Below are 23916 nucleotides of genomic sequence, written 5' to 3'. Positions count from 1 at the left end.
TCCTCCTTCATTCATGATAATTAGCTGTCGCATACCTTTACTCGTCATCTTCTATAATAAGGGTTTTTAGCTTTTTATCAAACATAAATAACAAAATAGCTGCAATAAAAGTGATAATCGGGATGATCGTATAAACAATCATCATATCAAATTGAAGGACTATCGCATATAAACGTCCATAGCTAAACCCAGCAATAAAGGTAGCGAAGGTCCAGACTCCCATTAAGATGCTGAGGATTTTCCGCGGAGCGTATTTACTGACAAAAGAATTTCCTAGTGGTGAAAAGAACATCTCGCCTAAACTTAATAAAAGTCCAAACAAAATAATCCAAATCAAACTGGCTTTATGGTCACTACTGGCCCCAACTCCTCGTGATAATTCCGCCCCAACCAACATTAGAAAAGAAGCGCCTAGAAGTGCTAAACCAATGCCTGTTTTCTTGAATAAACTCATGTCACCTTGAGGTCGTCTAGCTAATTTCAACCAAAGAGCTGCAAGAACAGGCCCTAAAATGATGCAAGTTAATCCGTTAAGGGAATCAAACCATGACGTAGGCACGACAAGTTTACCGATATCCAGTTTAACGAACTCTGCCATATAGTCGTAGACAGATAAGTATGACATATACCAAAAGAGCCAAAAAATGATCGAAAAGAAGGACACCAAAATAATAGCGAAGACGCGCTTTTTCTCAATAGTTGTTAAAGGTTGTTTTTCCGACCTCACGTGAGCCGAGTCGGTATCATGCCCTTTTGCAAAAGGTTCTTTACCGGCGTCACCTAAAAATCGCCAAGCAAAGATAAACCAGATACCACCTACTATACAGAGCATAGCAGCTAAAAAGAAACATTGTGAAAACCCTTCTATCCCATTTTTCATAAAGGTTGTGGCCACTAAAACACCGACTGCCGTCGTGCCGATAAATGAACCTATGTTGATAAAGGAATATTGGACAGAATAAGCAGAATCCAACTCTTTTTGATTACTAAAAAGCTCGCCAGTAATCGCTGAGACGTTGCCTTTAAAAAGCCCTGTACCGATTGAAACTAAAATAATCATCGCCCAGATTAGTGACTTGGATGTGGCAATCGACGCCAGATAATAGCCTCCCCCCATTAAAAACATACCAACGGGAATCAAATATCTGGCTCCAATCCATCGGTCGGCAATCACACCAAATAAAACTGGTCCTGCATAAGTAAATGCCACTAAGTACGATTGCATAATAGCCGCTTCACCTTTGCCAATTTCCAAACCACCGGACACGAGAGCTGTGGTCAAAAAGGCATAAATCAGCCATTTTGAAGCATAATACGCTGCACGTTCAAAGGTAAATGTAATGGAACAAAAATAAAAACCTATTGGGAATTTTGTTTTTTCAACTGTTTCGTTCATCTGTACTTCCTCCAATCTGACCATTTATTAGTCATGTTGATTTAACCAATCCAGCAGGATCCTTTTATAGCGTTCTTTTTCATCCAGAAAGGGCATATGTCTACTGTGAGCAAACAATTCCCAGCGAGCTTTTGGCAGGCGGTCGACCATCGTTTTATTTATTAAGGGAGTCGATAGATCGTCTGTCCCACTAGTCAATAAAACGGGAATCTCAATTTGACTTAACCGATCCACATAATTAAAATCCTTTAGTGTCCCAGTTGGCGAGTATTCGTTCGGCCCCCAAGCTGTTAGATAGGCTTCCGCCCCAGATCCTTTTGGACGTCGCAAAGGTTCTGGTGACTCATCACTTATGGCATCAGCTGCGTGTAAGGCCATGTATTTGGCGTTAACCGCTAAATAGGCCGGATTATCATATGCTCCTGTCACTTCCGTTTCTTGAATAATTGCTTGCTCTTGCTCAGTCATGAACTTAATCATACGACGTTGTTCCTGTTTCCATAGCAGTGCTGAGGGTAAGGTGCTCGAAAAAATAGCACTAGAAACCCCTTTTGGCTGGTCATCACATAAATAAGCAATCACGAGCATTCCGCCCCACGATTGACCCAACAGATGAACCTCATCCAATTCCAAATGATTCCTAAGTGCTATTAATTCATCAACCCACGTTCTAGCATGCCATAAATCCGGTCGATTGGCTACGGCAGAATTACCACAGCCAATTTGATCATACATCACAATCATCCGACCATCCTCCCGATAGTCATCTAGTAGCTCAAAATAATTATGAGCGGACCCTGGCCCACCATGAATCAATATTAGTGGTTTTTTTCCTTCCTGACACTCACCAACAGTCCGATAATAAGTCTTGTTCCCTAGATAAGGCATGTAGCCTTCTGATACTTTCATACTCCATCATCCTTTCTGTTTATTAATCACTTGTTTATTATATCACAATAGATAGTGAGCGCTTACTTTTATGAGAGAATGGCAAGAAAAAACTCATCTCCGTCATAGAAAAATACCAGACCCTCCCTCTATTATTTCATTTCTTCAACAAAAAAGAATGATTTATATAAACCATCCTTCTTGTTTAGAATATAGGAAAGATTGAGCTTTTCAAAGTGAATATTTAACCCCTCATAATCCAGTTATTATAACACCAATCCTCTGTCCCTCTTTCCAGCTGTTAATACGTCGAAATACTTATTTCTCAAAGCAATGCTGATAAACTCAATAAACTGTTCATCATCACCTACTAATCAAAGTCAATTCATACTATCCCTCCTGACACTTTATGTCGTTAACTGATGAGTCGCAAACTCACAATATAAGGTATGGTTAGCAATCAATTCTTGATGAGTGCCCTTACCTGTTATGTTGCCGTTCTCTACAAAAATAATCTGATCTGCATCGACTACTGTTGACAGCCGGTGAGCAATAACAAGGGTTGTCCGCCCTTTCATTAAATTACTTAAGGCTTCCTGAACGACACCTTCTGACTGACTATCCAAGCTAGCCGTCGCTTCATCCAATAAAAGAATTTTCGGGTCTCGTAGAAAAGCTCGCGCAATAGCGACTCGTTGACGTTCTCCACCGGATAACATAGAGCCACGCTCCCCCACTTCTGAAAAATAGCCATTAGGCAACTTATTCAAAATTTCTGTGCCACAAGCTAAGGCCATGACCCGATCTAATTCTTCATCGTTTACTTGGCGATTTAAGCCATAGGTTAAATTATCGCGAATCGTACCTGACAATAAAATACTTTCTTGCTGAACATAGCCGATTTGATTGCGCCAAGAACTTAAAGCATAATCGCTAATCGGTCTTTCGCCAATCAATATTTGCCCACTTTCAGGCCGATAAAATTCTTCAATCAACGTAAACAAGGTGCTTTTACCACTGCCGCTAGGTCCCACAAATGCTGTAGTTTGGTTGGCTTTTGCCGTGAAGTTAATGTTTTTCAAGACAATTTTCTCGTCACTGTAACTAAAATTGACATTAGAAAATGTTAAAGATTCACCATCAACAACAATCTGTTCTCCTTTGTCCAAATCTTCAATAGGTTCTTTCAATAATAACATAATTCGTTCCGTAGCCCCTTTTACTTTTTGCATAGACGTAAAGAAGGTACCGAACGAAATAATCGGACCCATTACCTGAAACAGATACATAATAAACGCAATCAAGGTCCCCGCCGACAAGGAGCCATTTGACACACGATAACCGCCATACGCAATAATTCCCATAATTAACCCCATAATAACTAGGGAGACAATCGGTTGAATCACCGCTTGAACCTTGGCTTCCCGTTTCCCGTAAGTAAACAAGCGGTTTACGCCGCCATTGATTTCTTTGACGGCATGGGCCTCAGCATTAGAGGCCTTCACAAGTGCCGAAGATGACAACACTTGACCGAATTCAGCAGAAAAGTTAGCCGTCTCATCTTGAGTTTTTTTAGAAATCTCAAAAATCTTTTTCCCAACAGGTATCATGATGGATGCACCAATCGGAATTGCTAAAAAAATCAGCAAAGTCATTTTCCAGTCCATGTACAATAAGATGACGATTGCCACAATTAACGTCACCACACCAGAAACAAAAGACGGTAGGCTGTCACTAACAAATGATTTAACCAGTAGAGTGTCGTTTAAAGTACGACTGACCAGTTCCCCAGGTCGTTCTATTTGAAAATAGTTCAATGGAAAATGAATACTTTGAGTCGTCAGTTTTTCTCGAATTTCCTTGACCATCTGATGCCCAATATAGGACAATAAATAAATCGTGATAGCGCTGAGAAATGCTTGCAAAATGAACATCCCAATCACAGCGACTCCTTGAGCTAAACTAATACCTGCAAAACTTTTATCAATCAATTTTTGAGTGAATAATGGGACTGCCAAACCTGCCAAGGAAGAAAAAATGCTGGCTCCAAAGGCGATAATTAACCAGCTCTTTTTCGGTTTGGTTAACCTGAATAGCTCTCTTAACCCCGGTTGTTTTTTTTCAGTGGTCTTTTGCTTTTTTTTACTAGTTTCCATCTCAATTCACCTTAACTTTCCTCAAAATCCATCCCTGTTACCTGACCCACTATACCTGATTAATGTGAACCTCGTATGAACAGACCTCACTCACGTTTTTAATCATACGTGATGAAGGCTTCGAATTCAATCATTTTTAATGCAAAAACGTTTGAATGTTCAGCTAATCTGAACGTTCAAACGTTTCATCAATCAATAAATTGGACCGTATTTTCAATCGCTAATAAATTTTCCCGATAGACTTTCAATTCCGCTCGATTAATCTCGCCTAATTCAAAGGCTTGTTGAATACCATCTCGTTCCAATTGAATTGCGTATTCCAACCATTCATCCACAGTTCCTGTGGACACTACCCCTTTGATATTGCGACGCTGTAAGTAGCGGGTTAAATAAAAATCAACCAACTCTTGAGGGAAAGCTCCGGGCTCCAAGTCTTGTAAATGGGCCACCACGTATTCCCGATTACTTTCAGCTAAGTAATTTCGCTGAGCTTGCCGTTCATCAAAGCTCACGGGGCGTAATTGCAGGTAGCGCAATTTTTGACGCATTACTTTTGCATAAAACATGTTATTACGATAGGTTTGCTCCCGTGTTAAACGGAAAAGACGTCGGTTTATCCGACGAAGATGCATAAAAGCCGTTTGTAAGCTGATTTTTCGATTGCTGACCTGTTGCAACGTATCTTTAAATTGCCATTTCAATACTAGTTCCATTAATTTTGCTTGACTATCATCCAGTTCATTAGCATTAATCAATGTCATGATTCGTTCATTATACATCTTAATCACTCTAGCTATTGCTCGCTGATTTTCAGGTGTTTCCTGAGCCTTTAACTGCAAGGTCACTTCTCGTAGGATAGCAATTTCCTGATCGTGATCGACTTCTTCTGGATTCATTTCACGCTTTTCAGCAAATAACGGCATAGCGAAATTAGCTAATAATAAGGTTGTTAAAATAACTCCACCGGCAATGCTAATCATCAACTCACGCTCAATGAAGACGTTACCGTCCCCTAACAACACAGGTAAACTTAGCGCACTGACTAGGGTAATGGTTCCACGTACCCCAGAAATAGTATACAAAAGCGCCTGCTCCATTCGCTCTCTTCGCGCTAACTCGCTGGATTTTTCAAAGTTTTTAAACAATAAGAAGCAAATCAAGCGAATCCCTAATAAAATCGCTGTTGTTCCTAGAACATACAAGATCAACGTTAAATTATTAATATTATTATTTTTCCAAACTACTTGAATAACACTTGGTAATTGAGAGCCCAAAAGCACAAAAACCAATCCATTCAAACTAAAAGTAAAAATCGACCATGTATTTTTTGATAACATATTCAATTGAGCCACTTCTGGGTTAACTTTTTGATAACTAAAGGAATAAACTAACCCGCCACTTACAACAGCTAAAATCCCATTAACTTCCAACTTTTCAGCTAAAAGAAAGATACCGAATGGCAATAATAACTCTAAGAGCATAAAAGATACCGTATTCTCAATCCCTAAGCTTCTTAACCAACGGACAAAACGCATGGCAATTAAGCTGACAATCATTCCCACGATGACACCACCAAGAGAAATCAACACAAAGCTTAAGCTGGCATTAGCAAAAGAGAAGGCTCCCGTCAGCAAAGCCGCTACAGCAAATTGAAAGGAAACTAATCCCGACGCATCATTAATTAAAGACTCTCCTTCCAATGTATGGAGCATCTTGTGTGGTATCTTCACTTTCTCAGCTAGGGCTGAAACAGCCACCGCGTCAGTCGGTGCTAAAGCCGCCGCCAGAGCGAAACTCCCAGCCCAAGGCATACTTGGTATTAACCAGTGAATAAAGCTTCCTAAGACCGCTACCGTTACAAATACCAAGCCAATCGACAAGGTCAAGACTGCTTTTCGTTCTTGCCACAAAGCACGTTTATCAACATTAGCTCCATCGTTAAATAATAAAGGCGCTAAAAATAACAACATAAACAGCTCCGAACTCAATTCAAATGAATGGAGCGAAGATGGAATGGCTAATAACATTCCAAGAGCCACCTGAATTAAAGGAATGGCAATATTGGGTAAAAATCGATTCAAAATATTCGATGCTAAAACCATCGCTAACATCAATAACACTGTTTCAAAAATTTCCATAGTTCACCTCAATTTACGAGTTTGAATGATTGCAATCAAACTACTCTATCTTAAAGAATTTACCATTTTTTGAAGACAAAGTAAAATGAGGTCTACTTTTAGTCGAAAATTTGTTACAAAAAACAAATCTCCTCAGTATATATCGCCCTCACCTCTTTTAACAGTGTCGTAACGACAGTTAAAAGCAAACTAATTTAAACGACTTGGATGCCCTATCTTAGCTCTCGACAAAACCATTACAACAAAAAAACCGCAGAGTAGGTCATCCACGGTTTCACTTTCTATTTATCAGTATTCATAAAATGACTTAGTTCTTTTCGAGACGGCAAAGCCTGATTGTCACTGGCGTCTTGAATTTGAATGGCTCCGATTGCATTGGCTTGCTTAACCGAATCTGCAAGGTTTAAGCCATCAAGATAACCACTAATAATCCCCACTGCAAAGCCATCACCAGCCCCAACTGTATCAACAATCATTTTTACCTTAAAACCCGATACGGTGTAGCCTTTTTCTCCTTTTTCTTTCACAAAAGCCCCCTGACCGCCTAATTTCATGACAACCCCGTCGGCACCTGAGTTCAGATAAAAATCTGCTATCTCTTCCACAGACTTTTTCCCTGTTAATAATTGCCCTTCTTCGACCCCTGGTAGAACTAAATGGGCAAATTGGGCTAAGCTATTTAAGGTCTCAATCATCACTCTTTGGCTCTCCCACAAAGCTAGTCGTAAATTAGGATCAAACGTGATAAAGCAACCAGCCTCTCTCGCAGCTTTCATCATATAAAAACAAGCTTCTCGACATTCTTGGCTCAATGCAGGCGGAATCCCCGTAACATGGAGCACCTTCACTTTAGAAAAATCAATCCGCTTGACATCTGCTACTGATAAGGTCGAAGCAGCACTGCCCTTACGATAATACAAAGTTTGAGGATCGCCGCTACTCACTTTATTTTTAAACATGATGCCTACTTGCTTTGTTTCATCAAAGCTGATCATCTCAGATGCTAATTTTTCCTCTTTTAATGACTCAAATATATAACTACCTAATTCGTCTCGACTTAACTTTGTCATATAAGCAACTGAGTGGCCCAAACGAGTCAACCCAATCCCCACATTAACTTCTGCACCTGCCAGTCCTTTGGTATAAGAACTCGCTTCAGTTAAAGACCCTTCATCATTGGCATAAAAAATGACCATTGGCTCTCCAATTAGCATAACTTCTGCCATTTGATCTCCTCCTCTTTTAATCAAAGTAATATGAATTCAGTGTGATTGATACACATATGTGGCTTAAGACACCTTAGCTAATGAAGATAAGAAGTCGACTCGCGAATAATTAGTTTACTTGGCAATGATCGCCCTGACCTTAAAAGAGCCTCTTCAGTTGTTTCCTCGATTTCATTAACTAATGAACGGCAAGCCTCTACCCCTAAATGATACGATGACTGATCAATAGTTGTAATCCCTGGACTAACTACTTTTGCCCAAGCTGACTCATCAAAAGTCAATAAACCAAAATCCTTAATAACTTCTAACTGATTCTCTTTCATCACTTCCAGAAGACCTAAGGCCGTTAATCCATTAGCAGAAAAGATTACTCTCGGTTCAGGGAATTCTTTAAACGCCATCATCGAGTCTACTAGTGACTGCTGATTATCTGGTGCTACAACGTAGACGGCCCCTTTCACAGTTTGATTGATTAGCCCGTCTTTAAACGCTCTTAATCGTTCAGCTCTCACCGTATTCGTTACAGGGTTAACAAAAAAACCAATTGACTGAAAACCACTCGCTATCAAATAATTCATTGCCCTTAAACCCACGGTGTAATTATCATTGGTAATCACCTCCAACTGACTTTCAGGAACACCACGATCTAATAAAACCACTGGGATCGACTCTTTACTTAATTGAGTTAAATAATCTTGGTTATCACCCGTTGTATTAATAATTAACCCCTCAACTTGATTGTCAACAAACTTTTCAATTTGATTTTGCTCATTTTCTGCGGTTTCATCAGAAATAGCAATCATTAAGGTATAACCCAGTTCCTCACAGGTATCACTTAAGCCTTTGATGATTTCCGAAGAAAACTGATTGCCAATATCTGCTATAACTGCACCGATTAATTTACTTTTTTGAGATTTTAATGAGCGAGCGACATTGCTTGGGCGATAGTCTAATGTGCGAACCACTTCTTCAATTTTGCGGCGGGTCTTTTCTGACATAAATTCATATTTTTTATTTAAATAGCGAGAAATAGTTGTCTCACTAACCCCTGCAGTCTTAGCAATATCTTTAATTGTGACACTTTTTTCCATTAACAACTACCTCCCAAGCTATTTTAGAAATCGATTTAGTTTATCGGTTTCGTAAAACCTTTACAAAGCTAACTATAAGCGACTAGCATTGAGCTGTCAACTATTTTTGGAGATCTGCCAAACGCTTTACAAATTTTTCAGCTTCACTTACAACACTTTGATAACCAGTGGCTGCAACACCCTTCGTCAAAGCACTACCAACACCAACACCCCAAGCACCATTAGCAAGCCACTGGTCTAAATTATCTAAACTTACACCCCCAGAAGGCATCATTTCAACATGAGGAATGGGACCATGGACATCTTTGATAAAACTGGCTCCTAATAAACCTCCAGGAAATAATTTAACCACGTCAACACCTAACTCTAGTGCTTGTAAGATTTCAGTAACAGATCCGCACCCTGGTAAATACGGGATCGCGTACCGATTGCAAACTGTGGCAATTTTGGAATCAAAATGAGGACTAACCACAAACTGGGCCCCAGCCAAAATAGCATCTCTGGCAGTAATATCGTCTAAAACTGTTCCCGCACCAATCACCACTTCTCTATCAGTCACTGAGCTTCGCAAATCGCGAATTACTTTCCCCGCTTCTGGAGTGGTGTAAGTCACTTCAATATTTTTAATACCACCCTCACAGCAGGCCTGGGAAATCTTAAAACCATCCTGACTATCCTTACCTCGCACAACGGCAAACAAATAATTACTTGCTAATTGCCCTAATATTTGACTCTTTTGTGTCATTTTTTTCCTCCTTCTTGAAAACACTCCAACAATCGGATAATACACCTTTATGACTCTCAGATTAGTTGAATTGACTTCGTTGAATGACCCTATCATAACTTATTTCATTTTTAGTTTCAATAAATACTTTCTCATAGCCTCTTCATCACTGCTCTTGTAGGTCCAACCAAAGTGCTTAGCGACTGACTTGGCTTCCTGACTAAACAAATCCATTAAGATTTCTAGACTTTGCCACATCTCCTGCTCCTTGGCACTGGCATAAGTTCCTAATAGCTGCTGCCATTTTTCAGAACTGATGAAATGAGGGAGAAATTTGCCAGCTTTACCAATGCTTACTTGGAAGTCATGCTCAATACCAACCTGCCAGCCAATTACTTGAAACAGCCAAGGTCGAACTACTGTTTCCAACATGTCAATGGCATAAGTGTATTCGTGACGTGTTATACCCTTGCCAACATTTTGTAAACACCACCAAAAATCATTACAAGCCAAAATAAACTGACCTTCAGTCGGCCATTGGACCCAGAATTGTTGGTCACTAGACTCACTGGGGATGCTTGTTAAACAATCCTCCTTATCCAATAGTTTAACGATTAAATCATCTTTCCCAATTTCTTCCTCCACAATTGACTGATGACAGATTTTTAAATCAATTCGATTACCATCTTCAAACAACAGCAAAAACATATAAAAATCACTGTGGTTGACTTCTCGACCAGCCAATCGATCTAGCTCATCTGGTTCTTCCTTAATCGCTAGCTCACCAAAAAAGGCAATCCACGACTTGTCCTCGACAAAGGACGCCACATCATTGACGACATACACAATATCGTAATCCTGATACTGATCGCGAGATGCATTCTGATTGGCTCGAGAACCATTTAAGTAAACACCAAGAATCCTCTCATTCTGCATTGCAAAGGTGATAATTAAGTCCATCATTGTTTGTTCATCGCGCATCTTATCTCTCCTAACTTTCCGCTCACTGGCTAGCGCATATGCAAGGTTATATCATCCCCTTCTTTAAAACTGACAATTTTGTTGATACCTGGGGTTCACTCACTTTTATGCCTCGTCATTATCTTGCTTGTTATTATTATTGTAACAGTAATTAAAGCCTTTGTTAAGGCGACAAACAAAAATCAAGGACAAGTCGTCTATCATTTAAAACAATTAATGACTTTTTTGACATTAGTTACTGTCAATTTATTTGAATTCTCACGACTTAATCGAATTGTATTTTACAAAATTAAGGCCAATCAATTCATTTTGACAAAGAACGAAATAATCAAACAACTCACCTTAGATGTAATAAAGGTGAGTTGTTTGATTATTTATTGTATCCTATTTTCTACTAACTATTGCTATTTGATTGTCAGAGTAGCTGAATCACTAATTGAGCCATCAACTGAAAAGGCAAAAACAGTTGTTTTCCCTTTTTTCACTCCTTTGACTAACCCCTTATCATCAATTGACGCAATTGATGCATCTGATGTAAACCAGATAAGTGAAGTTTCTGTAGCAAAACTAGGGGTGATAACTGACTTATATTGAAATGACTGACCAACTGATAATGTTTTGCTTTTAGTTGATAACGAAAGAGACGTCATTGGAATTTTATCACCATATTTAACTGTAAGGGTGCTACTGCCTTTAATCTTCCCATCTATAGAAGTGGCAGTTATAGTAACAATCCCTGGTTTTATTCCAGTCACAACGCCACCGGATACAGTTGCGATGGCTTTATTGGAACTCGTCCAGCCAACCACTTTGTATTTAGTCGCTTCTGGTAAAACAGTCTCTTTAAGTTTAAACGGACTACCAATTTCAACAATTCCTGACTCTGGAGACAAACTAACACTCGTTACTGGAAGGTTGCCTTCTTTAACAGTGACTTCTGACCAGCCTTTACTTTTCCCATCTTTTGATAAGGCATAAATATCAGCTGTGCCGACACCTGTGGCTGTAACGAGGCCATCAGTATCAACTTTTACAATTTTTTCATTGGCGCTTTGCCAAATGACTTGTTTATCTGTGGCGACTGCTGGTAATACGGTAGCCATGTACTGGGAGGTCTCGCCAACTAACAATGATTTACTTGGAGGTAGACTAATCGAGGTTACTGGGATTGTACTACCATATTTAATTGTTAATGTACTCGTGTCAGTTTTTTTACCATCTCCTGAAACTGCTGTGATTGTTACATTTCCTGGTTTAATACCAGATACTACACCATTTTTAACAGTAGCGACACTCGAGTCAGAACTACTCCAAGTGACTGACTGAAAACGAGTTGCAGTGGGTAAGATTGTTTCTTTAATCATAAATGGTGTCCCTACTTCGACGATACCACTTTTAGGTGAAAGAGTGACACTGGAAACTGGTAAAGTTCCTTTGTTAACTGTCACTTCAGACCAACCACGAATATCACCATCACTCGCAAACGCATAGACATCTGCTGTTCCGATTCCTGTAGCTGTCACTAAACCATTCTGATCTACTTTGAGAATTTTATCATTTTGAGAATACCATTTTAAAGACTGATCTGATGCGTTTGTCGGACTAATCATGGCCTCATATTGGTAGGTTTCGCCAACTAATAACGACTTTTCAGGTACCAATTGGACGGATGAAACTGAAATATTCTCCTTTTCAGTCGTTACTTTAAATAAGGGATGGCTGGCTGCTAATGTTGTTGTCTCTTGAGCAAAACTTCCTACTAAACAGATAGCTGATAATGTCATAGTCTTGATAATTGTCTTTTTCATGTTCATTCAACTCCTCTAATTTGCGTTACTGGTAACTGCAGTTACTTATTGAGACCGACTTTCCGGATAAGTGTCTGAATTTCATCTCAACAGTTAGTTACTTTACAGTTTATTATGAGCGATTTCAATTCATTTTCCTTGCCCAATAACACTAGTTTTTGAATTTAGATCGCATCAATGGCCGTTACTGTTGACTACGATAGGACTGTTACAGTAACTAATTAGTTTAGATTCACGTTTTACTGCGACATAAAACTCACAATGTACGTATTGTCACCTACTATTTACATCGTAGGATGTTATTTATCATTTGAATTTGAACTCAATTGCCACTGCATAAAGTAGCGTAATTTCAACGCATTCGAATATCGCCCACCACTTTATGATTATAAAGTGGTGGGCTTTGGATAAGTGATTTCTTACATGTCACAGGCTATTTTGTGCCGTCATCTTATTATGCCGATATTTAACATCAGTATAAATCAAATGATAGGAATGAGACTTGAAATAATAAATGACCGACGTAATCACCTTATTAAACTTCCCACTAATGCCCAAGTAATAATAAATCTTCTTTTTTTATTATTTTTTTCTCCCTCATTTATATTTAATGAGGCGTGCCTTTTTTGCTAGCAATCTGTTAAAATGTTTCAGAGGTTACTCAATAGTTAGCCTTATTATACTGTCATAATATCGCTTCTCTAAACCAACGAAGCTGACTAAACATTTTTACTCATGACATTCTCATAAAAAAGTCAGCTTTCTTTTACAAAAGCTGACCTTTTAGCTAATATTAGCAATTGACCTCGAGTTAACTGACTATTAGCGGTTCTTTTTGCTGATGGTCTTGTTGATAATCAGTTATTAAGCTTTTCAATGCTTCAGTTTCAGTTAGGGTCAATTCAGAAACCTGTTCAACGTCCTCAAAAGTAAGTCCACGAAGCATAGACCCGATATTATCACCTGCTTCAGCGTAATCCAATACTTTATGAAAAATTTCTACACTGGTGACAGTTGTTTTAACTGGTTTTGCTACAAGTCCGACGATTTCCACTTCGTCTCCTGAACGGACAATTCCGCGTTCAACACGACCTGTTGCCACTGTCCCTCTCCCAGTAATCGTAAAGACATCTTCGATTGGCATCATAAATGGTTGCTGAGTCTCTCTTAATGGGGATGGAATTGACTCATCGATAACACGCATTAACACCATAATTTGCTCTTCAGCATCAGAATTGCCTTCCAATGCTTGTAGAGCAGAGCCTCTAATAACTGGTATATCCTCACCTGCAAAATTATATTCATTAAGCAATTCTCTAATTTCCATTTCGACTAAGTCCAGTAATTCTTCATCATCAACTAAATCAGTTTTATTCATAAAAATGACCAAATGGTCGACCCCGACTTGTCTAGCTAAAATAATATGTTCACGAGTTTGAGGCATTGGCCCATCTGTTGCTGAAACAACCAAGATAGCACCGTCCATTTGAGCGGCACCGGTTATCATATTTTTGACATAATCAGCGTGACCAGGGGCATCAATGTGGGAATAATGTCGTTTTTCTGTTTCGTACTCCACATGTGAGGCAGTGATTGTTATGCCCCGTTCTCTTTCTTCTGGAGCTGCATCGATACTTTTATAATCCTGAGCATCGGCTAACCCTTTTTTTGATAAAACAGACGTTATTGCAGCAGTTAATGTTGTCTTGCCATGATCCACATGTCCAATTGTTCCAATATTAACATTTTCTTTTGTCCGTTCGTAATGATTTTTTGCCATGATATTTTAACCTCCTTGTTTTGGTTCTCCCCAATTTTTTTATGAGAAGCAAGAGTTTGACTTTTACTGACCAACCTCTTGTTATAGTTATACCCCTTTTTTTATAAGAATGCAAGAGATGTTACTTACATTTTGGAAGTAAAAATTCTTGAGAACTTTAACCTTTAAATTGATTGATTCTGAAACATCAAAAAACCATTAGCAGTTTGGCTAATGGTTTTGCCTATTAAACTGATGTAGAAGAATGAAAGCAAACATTAGTCTTAGTTAATTAAATCTCTTACCCTTTGACCAAAGCCTTTTTCTTCCTCAAAAGACTGTCTCAGTTCAATAGCTCTTTTTGGTTGATTCGTAATCATGCCATCAATATCCATCCGTAAATACTGACGCATGAGGGTTTCTCTGTTAACAGTCCAGACAAAAACAGTCTTATTTAACTCCCTCGCCTGATTCAATAAGCGCTGATTGACAGAAAAATCTTCTAAGACTAAAAAATCTGCTGGAATCGAAGGAATGTTTCCAACATTAAAAGCCACTAAATACCCTGTTTTAATCTCTGGGTTTAACTCTTTTACTTTTTTGACAATGTCTCCATCCAAACTCTGAACTAAATAATCACGGGTAACGTTTTTTTCAGCCAAAAGATTGACAATATTCTGGACCATCTCTGGAGATTCATTTCCGTGTAGTTTTATCTCAACTAATAACTTTATCTGATGTTCTTTGGCCACGTCAATAAATTCAGCAAAGGTTGGAATTCTATCGGTCAAACCATTACTGACAAGTGACACATCCTTAATTTCTGCTAAAGTCAAATCTTTTATGGCAGAGGATTTATTAGCTAAACGACGAAGTGTCTCATCATGAAAAACGATCAGTTGTTTATCTTTCGTTTCCATTACATCTAATTCAACATAGTCCGACTCAATCTTGGCTGCTGCTACTAAAGCAGTTAAGGTATTCTCTATCGCTTGAGAGGTTTCGCCTCGATGTGCAATTACCATGGTTGATGGCGCATAAAGGCCTTCTTTCATTGTCACCAAATTACCAATAGCTGTTGCTAAAATCACTAATGCAAGGCCAAGTTTAATAAATAAGGATAAGGGCTTAGAAAAGAAAGGCCTTTCCTGACTTTTATAGGGAAGGTTACTTACCGATTGGTTCAAACTGCCTAAACGAATGATCGCCTCTGCCATGATTGCTTGAAGCAATCCAAAACTTAAGACAAACAGGATTTGGATAAACGTTAGCATAATACCAGCTACCCAAGGGGCCCAAGATGGGCTAAACGCTTCCACGATAAAAACTGGACTGACTAGAAACAGACCAACTAAGCCCAAAAGAAAATGATACCCAATTAACAGACTGCCCAGAACAAATATATTTTTCCCCGTATTTCTCTTGGAAACAAACCAACTATCTTTCATTCCACCTAATACATTTTTTTTCTTATCCAAAATAAAGAGCGGCAAAGTAAATAACAACCGCATACTTATATAAAAAACTATCAGTAAAAGGGCAAAATACAAGAGTGTCCCCGACCTTGATTTAAACAATTCATCTGCAATAAAATAAGGCAATCTTAACGAATCTGTTAACATTGACTGTAGCCCTATTGAAGCTAAAGGGAGCAATAATAACAAGTAAACGATAAAAAGAACTAATTGAAAGCTAATAAAGTGCCTAACTCTCTTAGCCAATTGAATGATGATTCCTTTCGCCGTTATTTGTTCTTTTTTCGCCAAGGACCTAGCCAGTAAAAAGAAAAAGCCCATTTCAATATAAATCGCAACGATTACTAGAAAGACCAAAACTATCAGCAAACCTATGGCCAAAGGGTTCATCAAGACAGACTTGACCGTTGTTTCCGTAATACTTTGAAGATCCGCTACTCGTAACATCTGATTAAATAATAATCCTAACACAGGTAAAAATACAACCCCTTGAAGCACTGTTAAAAACAATAAGCTTTTGATGTATATCCAACGGTTTTTCCAAACACTAACTAGACTTTCCTGAATTATTTGTATCATGTCATTCACCCCATACTTTATTAACTGATGGTATCTCCTATCTGAAAGACCGACGATTTTAGCTCATTAAAAAAACACTAGTACCGTAATACTGGTGGTTCGCCGTCTCATTCAAGATTATAACTCATTCAACTTCTGTTTAACAGAAGTTTTTTACGAGCCGCCACAAGAAGCGACTGCTTTTTTTGCCACACTTTATTTTTTACCCGACCAACTAAAACAATCACATACAAACTCAGATAAATGAACCGACTAGAAAGATTTCAATCAGTAAAAAACGAGTGGGCACCTCACTATCTTTATAAGATAGTGAGGTAACAAAACTAATTAAAATAGTTAACTGTTAATCATATTAGGAGGCGTGTTGATGATCATCAAACAAATAGAAAAAACAGATCAACTAACTTTTTTAGCCAGGCTATTTCCAATAAACTGTTACTTGATTGAAGAAAATGAAAGCCTAAACTTGATAGGTACAAGAATTGATTTTGCTACTAAGTCTATTCTGAGAGCTGCTCAATCGATTGATAAGCCAATTACCAAAATTATCCTGATTCATCCTCATGGAGACCATATTGGTAGACTCTCTAAACTAAACGTAGCATTACCTCAGGCCTTGATCTATATATCTAAGCGAGATTGTTGATGTCAGGAGATATGTCATTGAGAGAGGATGAACCACAATCACCTATCAATGACAGCTTTCTTAAGACGAGTGAATCAGCAGACACCTTACTGGACGAAAATGATTATGTTGGCTCTTTAAGAGCGATAAACGTTCCTGGTTCAATGGCTTTTTATGACGAGCGATCAAAAGTATTAGTAGCTGGCGATGCTTTTCATACTCGTCCAGCTCTGACCGTCACAGGAGATTTAATACCACTATTTCCTTTTCCAGCATTAGCTACTTGGAATAAGGCGGTAGCCCTTAGGTTATGTTGATTGGCGCAAAAAAAGGCTGATATCTTCAGCCTTTTTCTGGATGCGCTTCTGACGACAACTGCAACATCTCAGCAATCATCTTAATATTCTGCCAATCTCTTGTCATCGGTGGAAATGCCCAAATATACTGCTGTTTTACTGCCACATAATCGATGGTCAAAAAGGGCAAATCTGAGATAACTAAATCATAAGGAATCGTTTCATCATGGCGGACTTCACTGGTCATTATCTTAACATCATTTCCTAAAAAACGACCTAACTTTTCTTTTAGCTCGCTTTCACTCAAGTAACCTGCTTCCATGATTAATTTAATTTTAAGAGAATTCTCAAACAGATGTAAATCAATCGTCTGACTAAAAACGGAATAAATAAAATAGAAAACATGATGCGGATTGATCAATTCTTTCTGATTTTCTTTATGCATCTCAACAATTAGTTCCCATAATACCTGGGTAAACTTTGGTCGATCCAAAGAAGAAAAAGTCAAAGATCGAAATCGTTTATTCCATCTGTCATTCAAATCCAAATCAACATCAAGTTTTGGATACATCAAGGCATAATTGGCAACGGAGATTAACTTGTAGATAAAGTTGGTAGATGAAAATCGTTCTTTTAGATCCAGTTGAGGGTACAGTTTTTCCATTCTCCTTAATAATTCCGCAACCAGATCATAGGCTTTTGTATGGGTTTCTTTATTCCAAGCAACAGCCTCTTTAATTCCCAGGGTGTCGTTGACCTCAATTGTATTTGCATAGGTCAGATAAACTAATGACAGGTATTTATACTCTAATTCGTGATGCTTTATTGGAATGCCTTCTAAAAAAATCTCGGCCGATGCTTTCAGTTCAAAGTCAAGGTTAGGGGAAACTTCAACAATGGCGGGTAAGTCTACTATATAATGTTTTTGTTGATAGCGAACGGAATTAATTGCCATTCGATATAAGATCCTTAATTTTTCTGCATAAGATAATTTGAAGTTTGATAACTCTTCAATTTTTGCCAGTTTGTCTTCCAAATAAACTTGAGAAACAGTCTGAAAAGGCCAGAAAAAATCATCTGCCAGCGAAATATAAAAAAGATAAAAAAATTCTCGGATACTCGACTCTGGACCAGAAATAGTTAATTCAGTTTTAGAAAACTCAAAACCATTACTCACAATAAAATTTTCAATAATTGACAATTTTCGATAAATTGAACTTCGTGAAAGAAAAAAAATATGTTGTAGCTTAGTAATCGACAAGTCTTTACCATGAAACACTTTATCCATCAATTGATAAGTAATCGTATTTTGAATGTATAAACTCTCAAGATGATAAATACTGGCATAAGAATTAGTACACAATCTAATACCTAAATGTCGTTCCGTTTGAATCCAGCAATCCAAATCATGATCTAAAATCAATTCATTAAGTTTTGAAACTGAACTAGTGACGCTTTTTACTGAGCAATTAGCCACCTTGCTTAATTCTTCTGCCGACCACAGTTTATCTTCTGAGTACAAATAATACAATATATCTAAATCTCGTTTTTCATTTTTATCTAAAAAAGTGGTCATAACATCACTCCTCTTAGTCATTTCATATCGGTTGCATAAACGTAGTGCTAGTTAGATTATCAAGCTTAACTAGTGCGTTAGTCAAGAAAAGCGACTAAAATAATGTTAATTTGTTACTCATGTCTCATCACTTGTTATAAATCTATCAAAGCCAATCAAAAGCAAATTTCGCGATTTTAGCCGTATCATCTCTTTCTACAACTTGATAACTGGTGCTAACCTCCTTTCCATGGGACTTGTAACGCCATAAATCTCTTCACTATTTGGATTAAGTATTTTTTTAACTCAATTTCACCTTCTTCTGCCTGTAAGTCATAATGAGGGCCTTTGCTATTAGTTTTAACATAAAAATCAGATACTTTGATAAAGTCACTACTCACATAACCTTGCTCAGTTCCGCCCTGAAAAAACCAGCTCAAACTCAAAGAAAGTGGAGTGGCTATTCTAAATACTAATACTACTACTAAAAAAATTAAAACACGGGTCAATTCTGTCATTTTTTCCGACACCTTTCCTTCTCTTTTTTGTTTCCTGATTACTTTGTTGCTCAAACTGCTGTAGAATATTAACTTGAATCATTTTTTGACGTGTTTCGGTTACTAGGTCTTCTCAAGGTAGGGTTATGTCATTTCTAAGATTAACTAAATCTGTTTCAAATTCTACTGAAAAGTCTGCCAATAATTCATCAATATCTGAATGACTTTCTTATTATGTCTTTTCATTTAGATAAATTTCCATGTCTGATTGGATTATTTTTCTCTCGATATAGCCGATACTTTAATGTCGTCAATGGAATATCAAGGAGGTCACTGATTTCTTTGTAAGTTCGGTTGTCAAAATAGGTCATAATAGTTGGCAACCGATATAGCTCATTCAAGCGACTAATGGCTTCTCGTACCTATAGTTGTCGTTCTTTTGCTAAAAGTCTCTCCAACAGTGTCTGTCGCTATAATCTTTTCTAATTAAAACACATGGATTTCATCGCTTAAACAGTGTTTCACAACAAAGGATTGACCTTTATCTTGGTTATAAATTTGCCTGGAGCTAATCGTGTATAGCTGATAAATCATGTGCTTGTATGCCTCAAACAGATGATCCACTTTCTCATCTCTATACTATATGAATAATCATCCCATTTATTGGCTGAATTTAGTCATTATTTTAAATTATTGTCTAAAGAAGGTGTCTCACCTTGCTTCAAAAAACTCATCATATTTATAAGTTCCAGTCGCGTCAAAGCCATGAATCTGTATATGATTTATTTAAGGGCACCTCAAGTAAATAGTAGTTATTAAGAAAATACCTCAGCAACTTTCAGTGATTAATGTTATTATTAGGAAAAAGCCCCTTGGAGGTTCATATGACTCGTGCCCAAGTATCAACGATAAAAAAAATGTTACCTTGTTTGTATATCTTGTTCTTGCTTAATGTTTTAGCTTCTTTATCAGCCATTTTCTGGCTAATCATGGTCTTATTCCGCCACCATAATAATCTATTGCCCTATGCCCTCATTGTTGGAATAATTGGAATTGTTGCACTTCCTCTGATTCTCTATTGCTTTTTTACGTTAATTATCAGCTTTAAAAGCAGTTTAAAAGAAGACCATCAAGCCGATCGAAAGAAAAAAAGGAAGCACTTAAAATAACCACTTCATAACAAAAAGTCTGTTCGATAGAAACAGACTTTTTGTTAATTATTTGTCGTGAAACAAGTAGATTGATGACTTTCATTAGTGGGCCTTAGCTTTTTTTGGAGGTTGCTCATCAATTAGCCATTTTTTCAAAAAGTAGGTAGCAGTTGCTACTAATAGAATATTTACTAATTTATACTTACTTCTCATTTAGCTCATCTCCTTCTTTACGGTTCATTTTTCGGATCAACGACATCACTCGTACGATACTCCAAAGGAGGTTCAACCTTGAAATCAGGGGAAATCTCCAAAGGTTCTTCTAATGGAGGATTGATGACTTCCTTGGGTTTGCTACTAGGTAAAGAATTGGGAACATCTGTTGGATATTCTTTTACAGATGGATCTGGTACCTCGACAGGAATATTTTCAGATGGAAAGCTCGGAACTTCCTTGTCAGGATATTTTAGAGGTGTCTCTGGCACTTCAGTTGGCAGCTCTTTTTCAGTTTTCAAGTGCTTCTCTTCATTTTTATCTTCTACAGTCATATACATTATCCTTCCTAGTCACAACTGGTTTTCGCCTCAAGGGTTTGTCTCTGACCTATACGGCTTACTATCAGAGAAATTCAACTGACTTAATCTACTTCTTATCTCCACCCTATATTATTTAGTTATTTAATGCAAGCGTTCCACCTCTTAACTAACCCGTTTTAATCAAGAGTAACGACTTTGTTACATTTGTTATTTCATCGTCATAGGCAATCGAGGGGGCTAATCTTTAATTGATAAGCCGACCTCTCACAGCATTGTACGTACCGTTCGGTATACGGTACTTCGGTAAAAACAGTTGTTTGGCTACCATTTCAGACGTTCATTTAGCGTTGATCCCTTCGCTTTTTGTTGATTTCACAACTTATCCTCGCTACTATGACTTCTGTTAACGTCTTGCCATTCACTTTAATGTCATCATTAGGATTGTCATGAGCCGTCCAACGACTTCCCATCACTCCCACAAGACCTCCCCTGGTATAGCCTCACAACTTTCACACCATCTCACTTCTTGATTTATTCACCACATATTTTTGACAATTATTGGACTTTGGTTTCTTTGGCAACCTCATCCATGTGCCTAACCTCCTATCAAGTTTCTATTCAGAAGTGCAGAGTTTTGCTTCAGACCTTCTTCTATCAGGCGTGTACTCTTGCATGCCTATTCAGGGCGCACAAAAAAACAGTTCCCTCGTAGTAGTGGGAACTGTTTTGTTAGTAATCAGCGGATGAGCTAGCTATATGAATTGAACAACCTAGTTATATGATATCCATTTCTTCGAAGTCACTGAGAATCTCCACGTCTTGAGACACACTAACAAAGGCTTTAGGGTCAATTTTTTTCATAATTTCCTTCAAAATTTCCATTTCTCGATAGGTGATGACTGTAATTAGAATCGCTTGATCTTTTTGTTTGTAGGCGCCCTTAGCATTATAGACGACCGTCATTCCCCGGGTTAATTGTTCCTGTAGTTTTTCAATCACCTGTTCTGGATCTTGAGTGATAATCATTACTTGTACTTTCTTATGTTTCACATAAACAAGATCCGTCGCCTTGGCTCCAACAAAGATCGACAACACACTGTAAAAAGCGTGGGGCCAACCAAAAATAAAGCCGGCAGTTAGAACGATTAGTCCATTAATTATTAAGGACAGGCTACCGACGCTTTTGCCTGTTATCTTTCGCAAACTCAGCAAAACAATGTCCATTCCACCCGTAGATAAGCCGTGTTTTAATGCAAAACCTAAGGAATATCCGCTGAGAGCACCACCAAAAATAGCGCAAATAATCGGGTCTTTTGTCAATTCAATCATCGGAGTAATTTCAATGGCAAATGAAGCAAATGTGACGCCAATAATCGTGAACACCACAAACTTTCGGTCAACAACAAACCAACCTAGGATAAATAGTGGCAAATTCAGTCCATAATAAACCAAGGAAATCGGCACTTTTTGCGCCGTGGCGGCTTCTAGAGCTGTCGTGATAATTTGAGAAATCCCTGTTATTCCACCAGCATATATATTCCCATTCCGCCAAAAAATATTGAGAGCAACGGAATATAGAAAAGCATAAATCACTAAAATAAATAACTTTGTACCATAATCTTGAATATCTTTTCGATGTTGCCTTAATAGTTCCATCATTTCATCAACTCGTTCTATAAGTTAATCATTCGATAATAAGCACTTAAAAAATCTGATTCAATATCCCCTAGTGAGAAATACTGCTCATTACCTGTTCGCATATTTCTGATTTTAACCTTATTTCCAGCCAATTCCTCAGCGCCTATCATCATGACCAATGTTGCATTTAATTTATTGGCCAACCTCATATGAGATCGTAGACCTCTTATTAAATAGTCACACTTAACAATTAAGGTGTTCTTACGGATTAGCTCTGCCATTTTTAATCCAAGGATACCAGCTTCTGCTGTTAAGTCAGCGATATATATATCTGGGTTTTCTGGTTGCTTCGGCTGATCATTCTCTGCTTCCATGGCAATCATCACTCGCTCAATTCCCATTGCAAAACCAAAACTAGTATCAAATTCCCTCGGACCGCCAAATTCATGAATTAGCCCACCATAACGGCCGCCTGCACAAATAGTTGTTAAGACCCCCTCAAAGCCTGGTGCCTCACTCATGATTTCAAAGACAGTGTGATTGTAATAATCCAAACCACGGACCATCAAAGGATCTACTTCAAATGTAATGCCTAATTCCCTTAAATGCCCCTGAACTTCCTCGAAAAAAAGCTTGCTTTCACTGTCTAAATAATCAAGAATTGAGGGAGCTTGCTTAATTATTTCCTGATCTTGTTGATCTTTACTATCCAATACTCTCAAAGGATTCTGCTGTAATCGTCTCTGAGAATTTTCACTTAACTGACCCACCAAAGGCCCTAGATAATCGATTAGAGCTTGTCGGTAAAGTTGTCTATTGTCGCGGCTTCCTAAAGAATTAATCACAACCTTAGTTTGTTTGATCCCTAATTTGTCAAAAAAATTCAAAGCCATGGCGATTGTTTCTACATCACTGAGAGCTCGTTGACTTCCTAGAACCTCCACTCCAATTTGGTGAAACTGTCGCAATCTGCCTGATTGAGGACGTTCATACCTGAACATAGGACCGATGTAATAAGTCTTAAAGGGATGCTGATATTCAGCGGCAAACAACTTGTTTTCAACGTAACTACGAACAACTGGCGCTGTTCCTTCTGGCCTAAGGGTGATGTGACGCTTTCCTTTATCATAAAAGTCATACATCTCCTTTGAAACAATATCCGTAGATTCCCCGACGCCTCGCGAGATGACATCAAAATGTTCAAAAATAGGCGTCCGAATCTCATGAAAATCGTAACGGCCAAATGTTTTTCTGGCAGTATTTTCAAGAAATTGCCATTTGACAGCTTCAGCAGGCAAGATATCCATAGTCCCTTTTGGTCTTTGGTATTTCATTACAAATCCCTCCTAAAAGTTCTAACGATATACAGCAAAAAATGGTTATACCAACAAATGCCT

At 38.1% G+C, this 23916-nt stretch carries 20 protein-coding genes and 1 pseudogene; 3 read left to right on the top strand and 18 right to left on the bottom strand.

Annotated elements, in window-relative coordinates; translation table 11 throughout:
- Positions 1-37: 37 nt before the first annotated feature.
- From RWN13_RS08575 to RWN13_RS08525, 11 genes and pseudogenes are all read right to left on the bottom strand, one after another.
- On the bottom strand, positions 38-1396 hold the full coding sequence (locus RWN13_RS08575; RefSeq protein ID WP_314062196.1) for a peptide MFS transporter: 1359 nt from the start codon (positions 1394-1396) through the stop codon (positions 38-40).
- Between the two features lie 27 nt (positions 1397-1423).
- Entirely contained in the window at positions 1424-2305 is an 882-nt protein-coding gene (gene pepI / locus RWN13_RS08570) for a proline iminopeptidase (protein ID WP_314062194.1), read from the bottom strand.
- A gap of 386 nt (positions 2306-2691) precedes the next feature.
- Complete coding sequence (locus tag RWN13_RS08565; RefSeq protein WP_314062192.1) at positions 2692-4440, bottom strand: ABC transporter ATP-binding protein; 1749 nt, start codon at positions 4438-4440, stop codon at positions 2692-2694.
- Positions 4441-4628: 188 nt separating this feature from the next.
- The gene (locus RWN13_RS08560) at positions 4629-6578 is read right to left on the bottom strand and encodes a Na+/H+ antiporter (protein WP_314062190.1); all 1950 of its coding nucleotides are present in this window, start codon (positions 6576-6578) and stop codon (positions 4629-4631) included.
- A 281-nt stretch (positions 6579-6859) separates the two neighbouring features.
- Positions 6860-7804, bottom strand: a complete 945-nt coding sequence (locus tag RWN13_RS08555) for a sugar kinase (protein WP_314062188.1) — start codon at positions 7802-7804, stop codon at positions 6860-6862.
- 77 nt (positions 7805-7881) lie between these two features.
- Complete coding sequence (locus tag RWN13_RS08550; RefSeq protein WP_314062186.1) at positions 7882-8895, bottom strand: LacI family DNA-binding transcriptional regulator; 1014 nt, start codon at positions 8893-8895, stop codon at positions 7882-7884.
- A 100-nt stretch (positions 8896-8995) separates the two neighbouring features.
- Positions 8996-9622 (bottom strand): bifunctional 2-keto-4-hydroxyglutarate aldolase/2-keto-3-deoxy-6-phosphogluconate aldolase, encoded by a 627-nt coding sequence (locus tag RWN13_RS08545; RefSeq protein WP_314062293.1) that lies wholly within the window; start codon positions 9620-9622, stop codon positions 8996-8998.
- 117 nt (positions 9623-9739) lie between these two features.
- Entirely contained in the window at positions 9740-10600 is an 861-nt protein-coding gene (locus RWN13_RS08540) for an aminoglycoside 6-adenylyltransferase (protein ID WP_314062185.1), read from the bottom strand.
- A gap of 404 nt (positions 10601-11004) precedes the next feature.
- A complete protein-coding gene (locus RWN13_RS08535; RefSeq protein ID WP_314062183.1) occupies positions 11005-12408 on the bottom strand; it encodes an Ig-like domain-containing protein in 1404 nt (467 codons plus the stop codon).
- 910 nt (positions 12409-13318) lie between these two features.
- A pseudogene (locus RWN13_RS08530) lies at positions 13319-14188 on the bottom strand (elongation factor Tu); the annotation flags it as partial.
- A 263-nt stretch (positions 14189-14451) separates the two neighbouring features.
- Entirely contained in the window at positions 14452-16221 is a 1770-nt protein-coding gene (locus RWN13_RS08525) for a glycerophosphodiester phosphodiesterase (protein ID WP_314062181.1), read from the bottom strand.
- Positions 16222-16588: 367 nt separating this feature from the next.
- On the opposite strand from RWN13_RS08525, the gene RWN13_RS08520 reads away from it, so the two are divergent.
- On the top strand, positions 16589-16867 hold the full coding sequence (locus RWN13_RS08520; protein WP_314062178.1) for an MBL fold metallo-hydrolase: 279 nt from the start codon (positions 16589-16591) through the stop codon (positions 16865-16867).
- A 17-nt stretch (positions 16868-16884) separates the two neighbouring features.
- Positions 16885-17163 carry a hypothetical protein gene (locus tag RWN13_RS08515; RefSeq protein WP_314062176.1) on the top strand — a complete coding sequence of 93 codons (279 nt, stop codon included), beginning with the start codon at positions 16885-16887 and terminating at the stop codon, positions 17161-17163.
- 25 nt (positions 17164-17188) lie between these two features.
- Here the strand turns inward: RWN13_RS08515 and RWN13_RS08510 are convergent, their stop codons facing one another.
- The 3 genes from RWN13_RS08510 to RWN13_RS23630 all read right to left on the bottom strand — a co-directional run bounded on the left by RWN13_RS08510 (position 17189) and on the right by RWN13_RS23630 (position 19604).
- The gene (locus RWN13_RS08510; RefSeq protein WP_314062174.1) at positions 17189-18718 is read right to left on the bottom strand and encodes a helix-turn-helix domain-containing protein; all 1530 of its coding nucleotides are present in this window, start codon (positions 18716-18718) and stop codon (positions 17189-17191) included.
- A 215-nt stretch (positions 18719-18933) separates the two neighbouring features.
- A complete protein-coding gene (locus RWN13_RS08505; RefSeq protein ID WP_314062172.1) occupies positions 18934-19215 on the bottom strand; it encodes a hypothetical protein in 282 nt (93 codons plus the stop codon).
- Between the two features lie 221 nt (positions 19216-19436).
- Complete coding sequence (locus RWN13_RS23630; RefSeq protein WP_399553645.1) at positions 19437-19604, bottom strand: sigma factor-like helix-turn-helix DNA-binding protein; 168 nt, start codon at positions 19602-19604, stop codon at positions 19437-19439.
- A gap of 474 nt (positions 19605-20078) precedes the next feature.
- Between RWN13_RS23630 and RWN13_RS08500 the strand changes: the two genes are divergently transcribed.
- A complete protein-coding gene (locus RWN13_RS08500; protein ID WP_314062170.1) occupies positions 20079-20363 on the top strand; it encodes a hypothetical protein in 285 nt (94 codons plus the stop codon).
- 212 nt (positions 20364-20575) lie between these two features.
- Here RWN13_RS08500 and RWN13_RS08495 read toward each other — a convergent pair whose 3' ends face one another.
- The 4 genes from RWN13_RS08495 to hisS form a co-directional block, all read right to left on the bottom strand.
- A complete protein-coding gene (locus RWN13_RS08495; protein ID WP_314062168.1) occupies positions 20576-20893 on the bottom strand; it encodes a hypothetical protein in 318 nt (105 codons plus the stop codon).
- A gap of 329 nt (positions 20894-21222) precedes the next feature.
- A complete protein-coding gene (locus tag RWN13_RS08490) occupies positions 21223-21360 on the bottom strand; it encodes a hypothetical protein (protein ID WP_314062166.1) in 138 nt (45 codons plus the stop codon).
- Positions 21361-21655: 295 nt separating this feature from the next.
- Positions 21656-22537: a YitT family protein gene (locus RWN13_RS08485; RefSeq protein WP_314062290.1), complete on the bottom strand. Its 882-nt coding sequence runs from the start codon at positions 22535-22537 to the stop codon at positions 21656-21658.
- 17 nt (positions 22538-22554) lie between these two features.
- A complete protein-coding gene (gene hisS, locus RWN13_RS08480; RefSeq protein WP_314062164.1) occupies positions 22555-23853 on the bottom strand; it encodes a histidine--tRNA ligase in 1299 nt (432 codons plus the stop codon).
- Positions 23854-23916: the final 63 nt, after the last annotated feature.

The organism is uncultured Vagococcus sp. (assembly GCF_963518325.1).
In the GTDB taxonomy this organism is placed as follows: Bacteria; Bacillota; Bacilli; order Lactobacillales; family Vagococcaceae; genus Vagococcus_D.
Note: the sequence above shows the minus strand (reverse complement) of the source record. Positions and strands in the feature narration are given on the sequence as shown.

What these genes read in the sequence shown, in the direction of transcription:
- RWN13_RS08575 (WP_314062196.1), bottom strand. Translation starts at nt 1,396, where the DNA reads ATGAACGAAACAGTTGAAAAAACAAAATTCCCAATAGGTTTTTATTTT.
- pepI (WP_314062194.1), bottom strand. Translation starts at nt 2,305, where the DNA reads ATGAAAGTATCAGAAGGCTACATGCCTTATCTAGGGAACAAGACTTAT.
- RWN13_RS08565 (WP_314062192.1), bottom strand. Translation starts at nt 4,440, where the DNA reads ATGGAAACTAGTAAAAAAAAGCAAAAGACCACTGAAAAAAAACAACCG.
- RWN13_RS08560 (WP_314062190.1), bottom strand. Translation starts at nt 6,578, where the DNA reads ATGGAAATTTTTGAAACAGTGTTATTGATGTTAGCGATGGTTTTAGCA.
- RWN13_RS08555 (WP_314062188.1), bottom strand. Translation starts at nt 7,804, where the DNA reads ATGGCAGAAGTTATGCTAATTGGAGAGCCAATGGTCATTTTTTATGCC.
- RWN13_RS08550 (WP_314062186.1), bottom strand. Translation starts at nt 8,895, where the DNA reads ATGGAAAAAAGTGTCACAATTAAAGATATTGCTAAGACTGCAGGGGTT.
- RWN13_RS08540 (WP_314062185.1), bottom strand. Translation starts at nt 10,600, where the DNA reads ATGCGCGATGAACAAACAATGATGGACTTAATTATCACCTTTGCAATG.
- RWN13_RS08535 (WP_314062183.1), bottom strand. Translation starts at nt 12,408, where the DNA reads ATGAAAAAGACAATTATCAAGACTATGACATTATCAGCTATCTGTTTA.
- RWN13_RS08525 (WP_314062181.1), bottom strand. Translation starts at nt 16,221, where the DNA reads ATGATACAAATAATTCAGGAAAGTCTAGTTAGTGTTTGGAAAAACCGT.
- RWN13_RS08520 (WP_314062178.1), top strand. Translation starts at nt 16,589, where the DNA reads ATGATCATCAAACAAATAGAAAAAACAGATCAACTAACTTTTTTAGCC.
- RWN13_RS08510 (WP_314062174.1), bottom strand. Translation starts at nt 18,718, where the DNA reads ATGACCACTTTTTTAGATAAAAATGAAAAACGAGATTTAGATATATTG.
- RWN13_RS08505 (WP_314062172.1), bottom strand. Translation starts at nt 19,215, where the DNA reads ATGACAGAATTGACCCGTGTTTTAATTTTTTTAGTAGTAGTATTAGTA.
- RWN13_RS08500 (WP_314062170.1), top strand. Translation starts at nt 20,079, where the DNA reads ATGACTCGTGCCCAAGTATCAACGATAAAAAAAATGTTACCTTGTTTG.
- RWN13_RS08495 (WP_314062168.1), bottom strand. Translation starts at nt 20,893, where the DNA reads ATGACTGTAGAAGATAAAAATGAAGAGAAGCACTTGAAAACTGAAAAA.
- RWN13_RS08485 (WP_314062290.1), bottom strand. Translation starts at nt 22,537, where the DNA reads ATGGAACTATTAAGGCAACATCGAAAAGATATTCAAGATTATGGTACA.
- hisS (WP_314062164.1), bottom strand. Translation starts at nt 23,853, where the DNA reads ATGAAATACCAAAGACCAAAAGGGACTATGGATATCTTGCCTGCTGAA.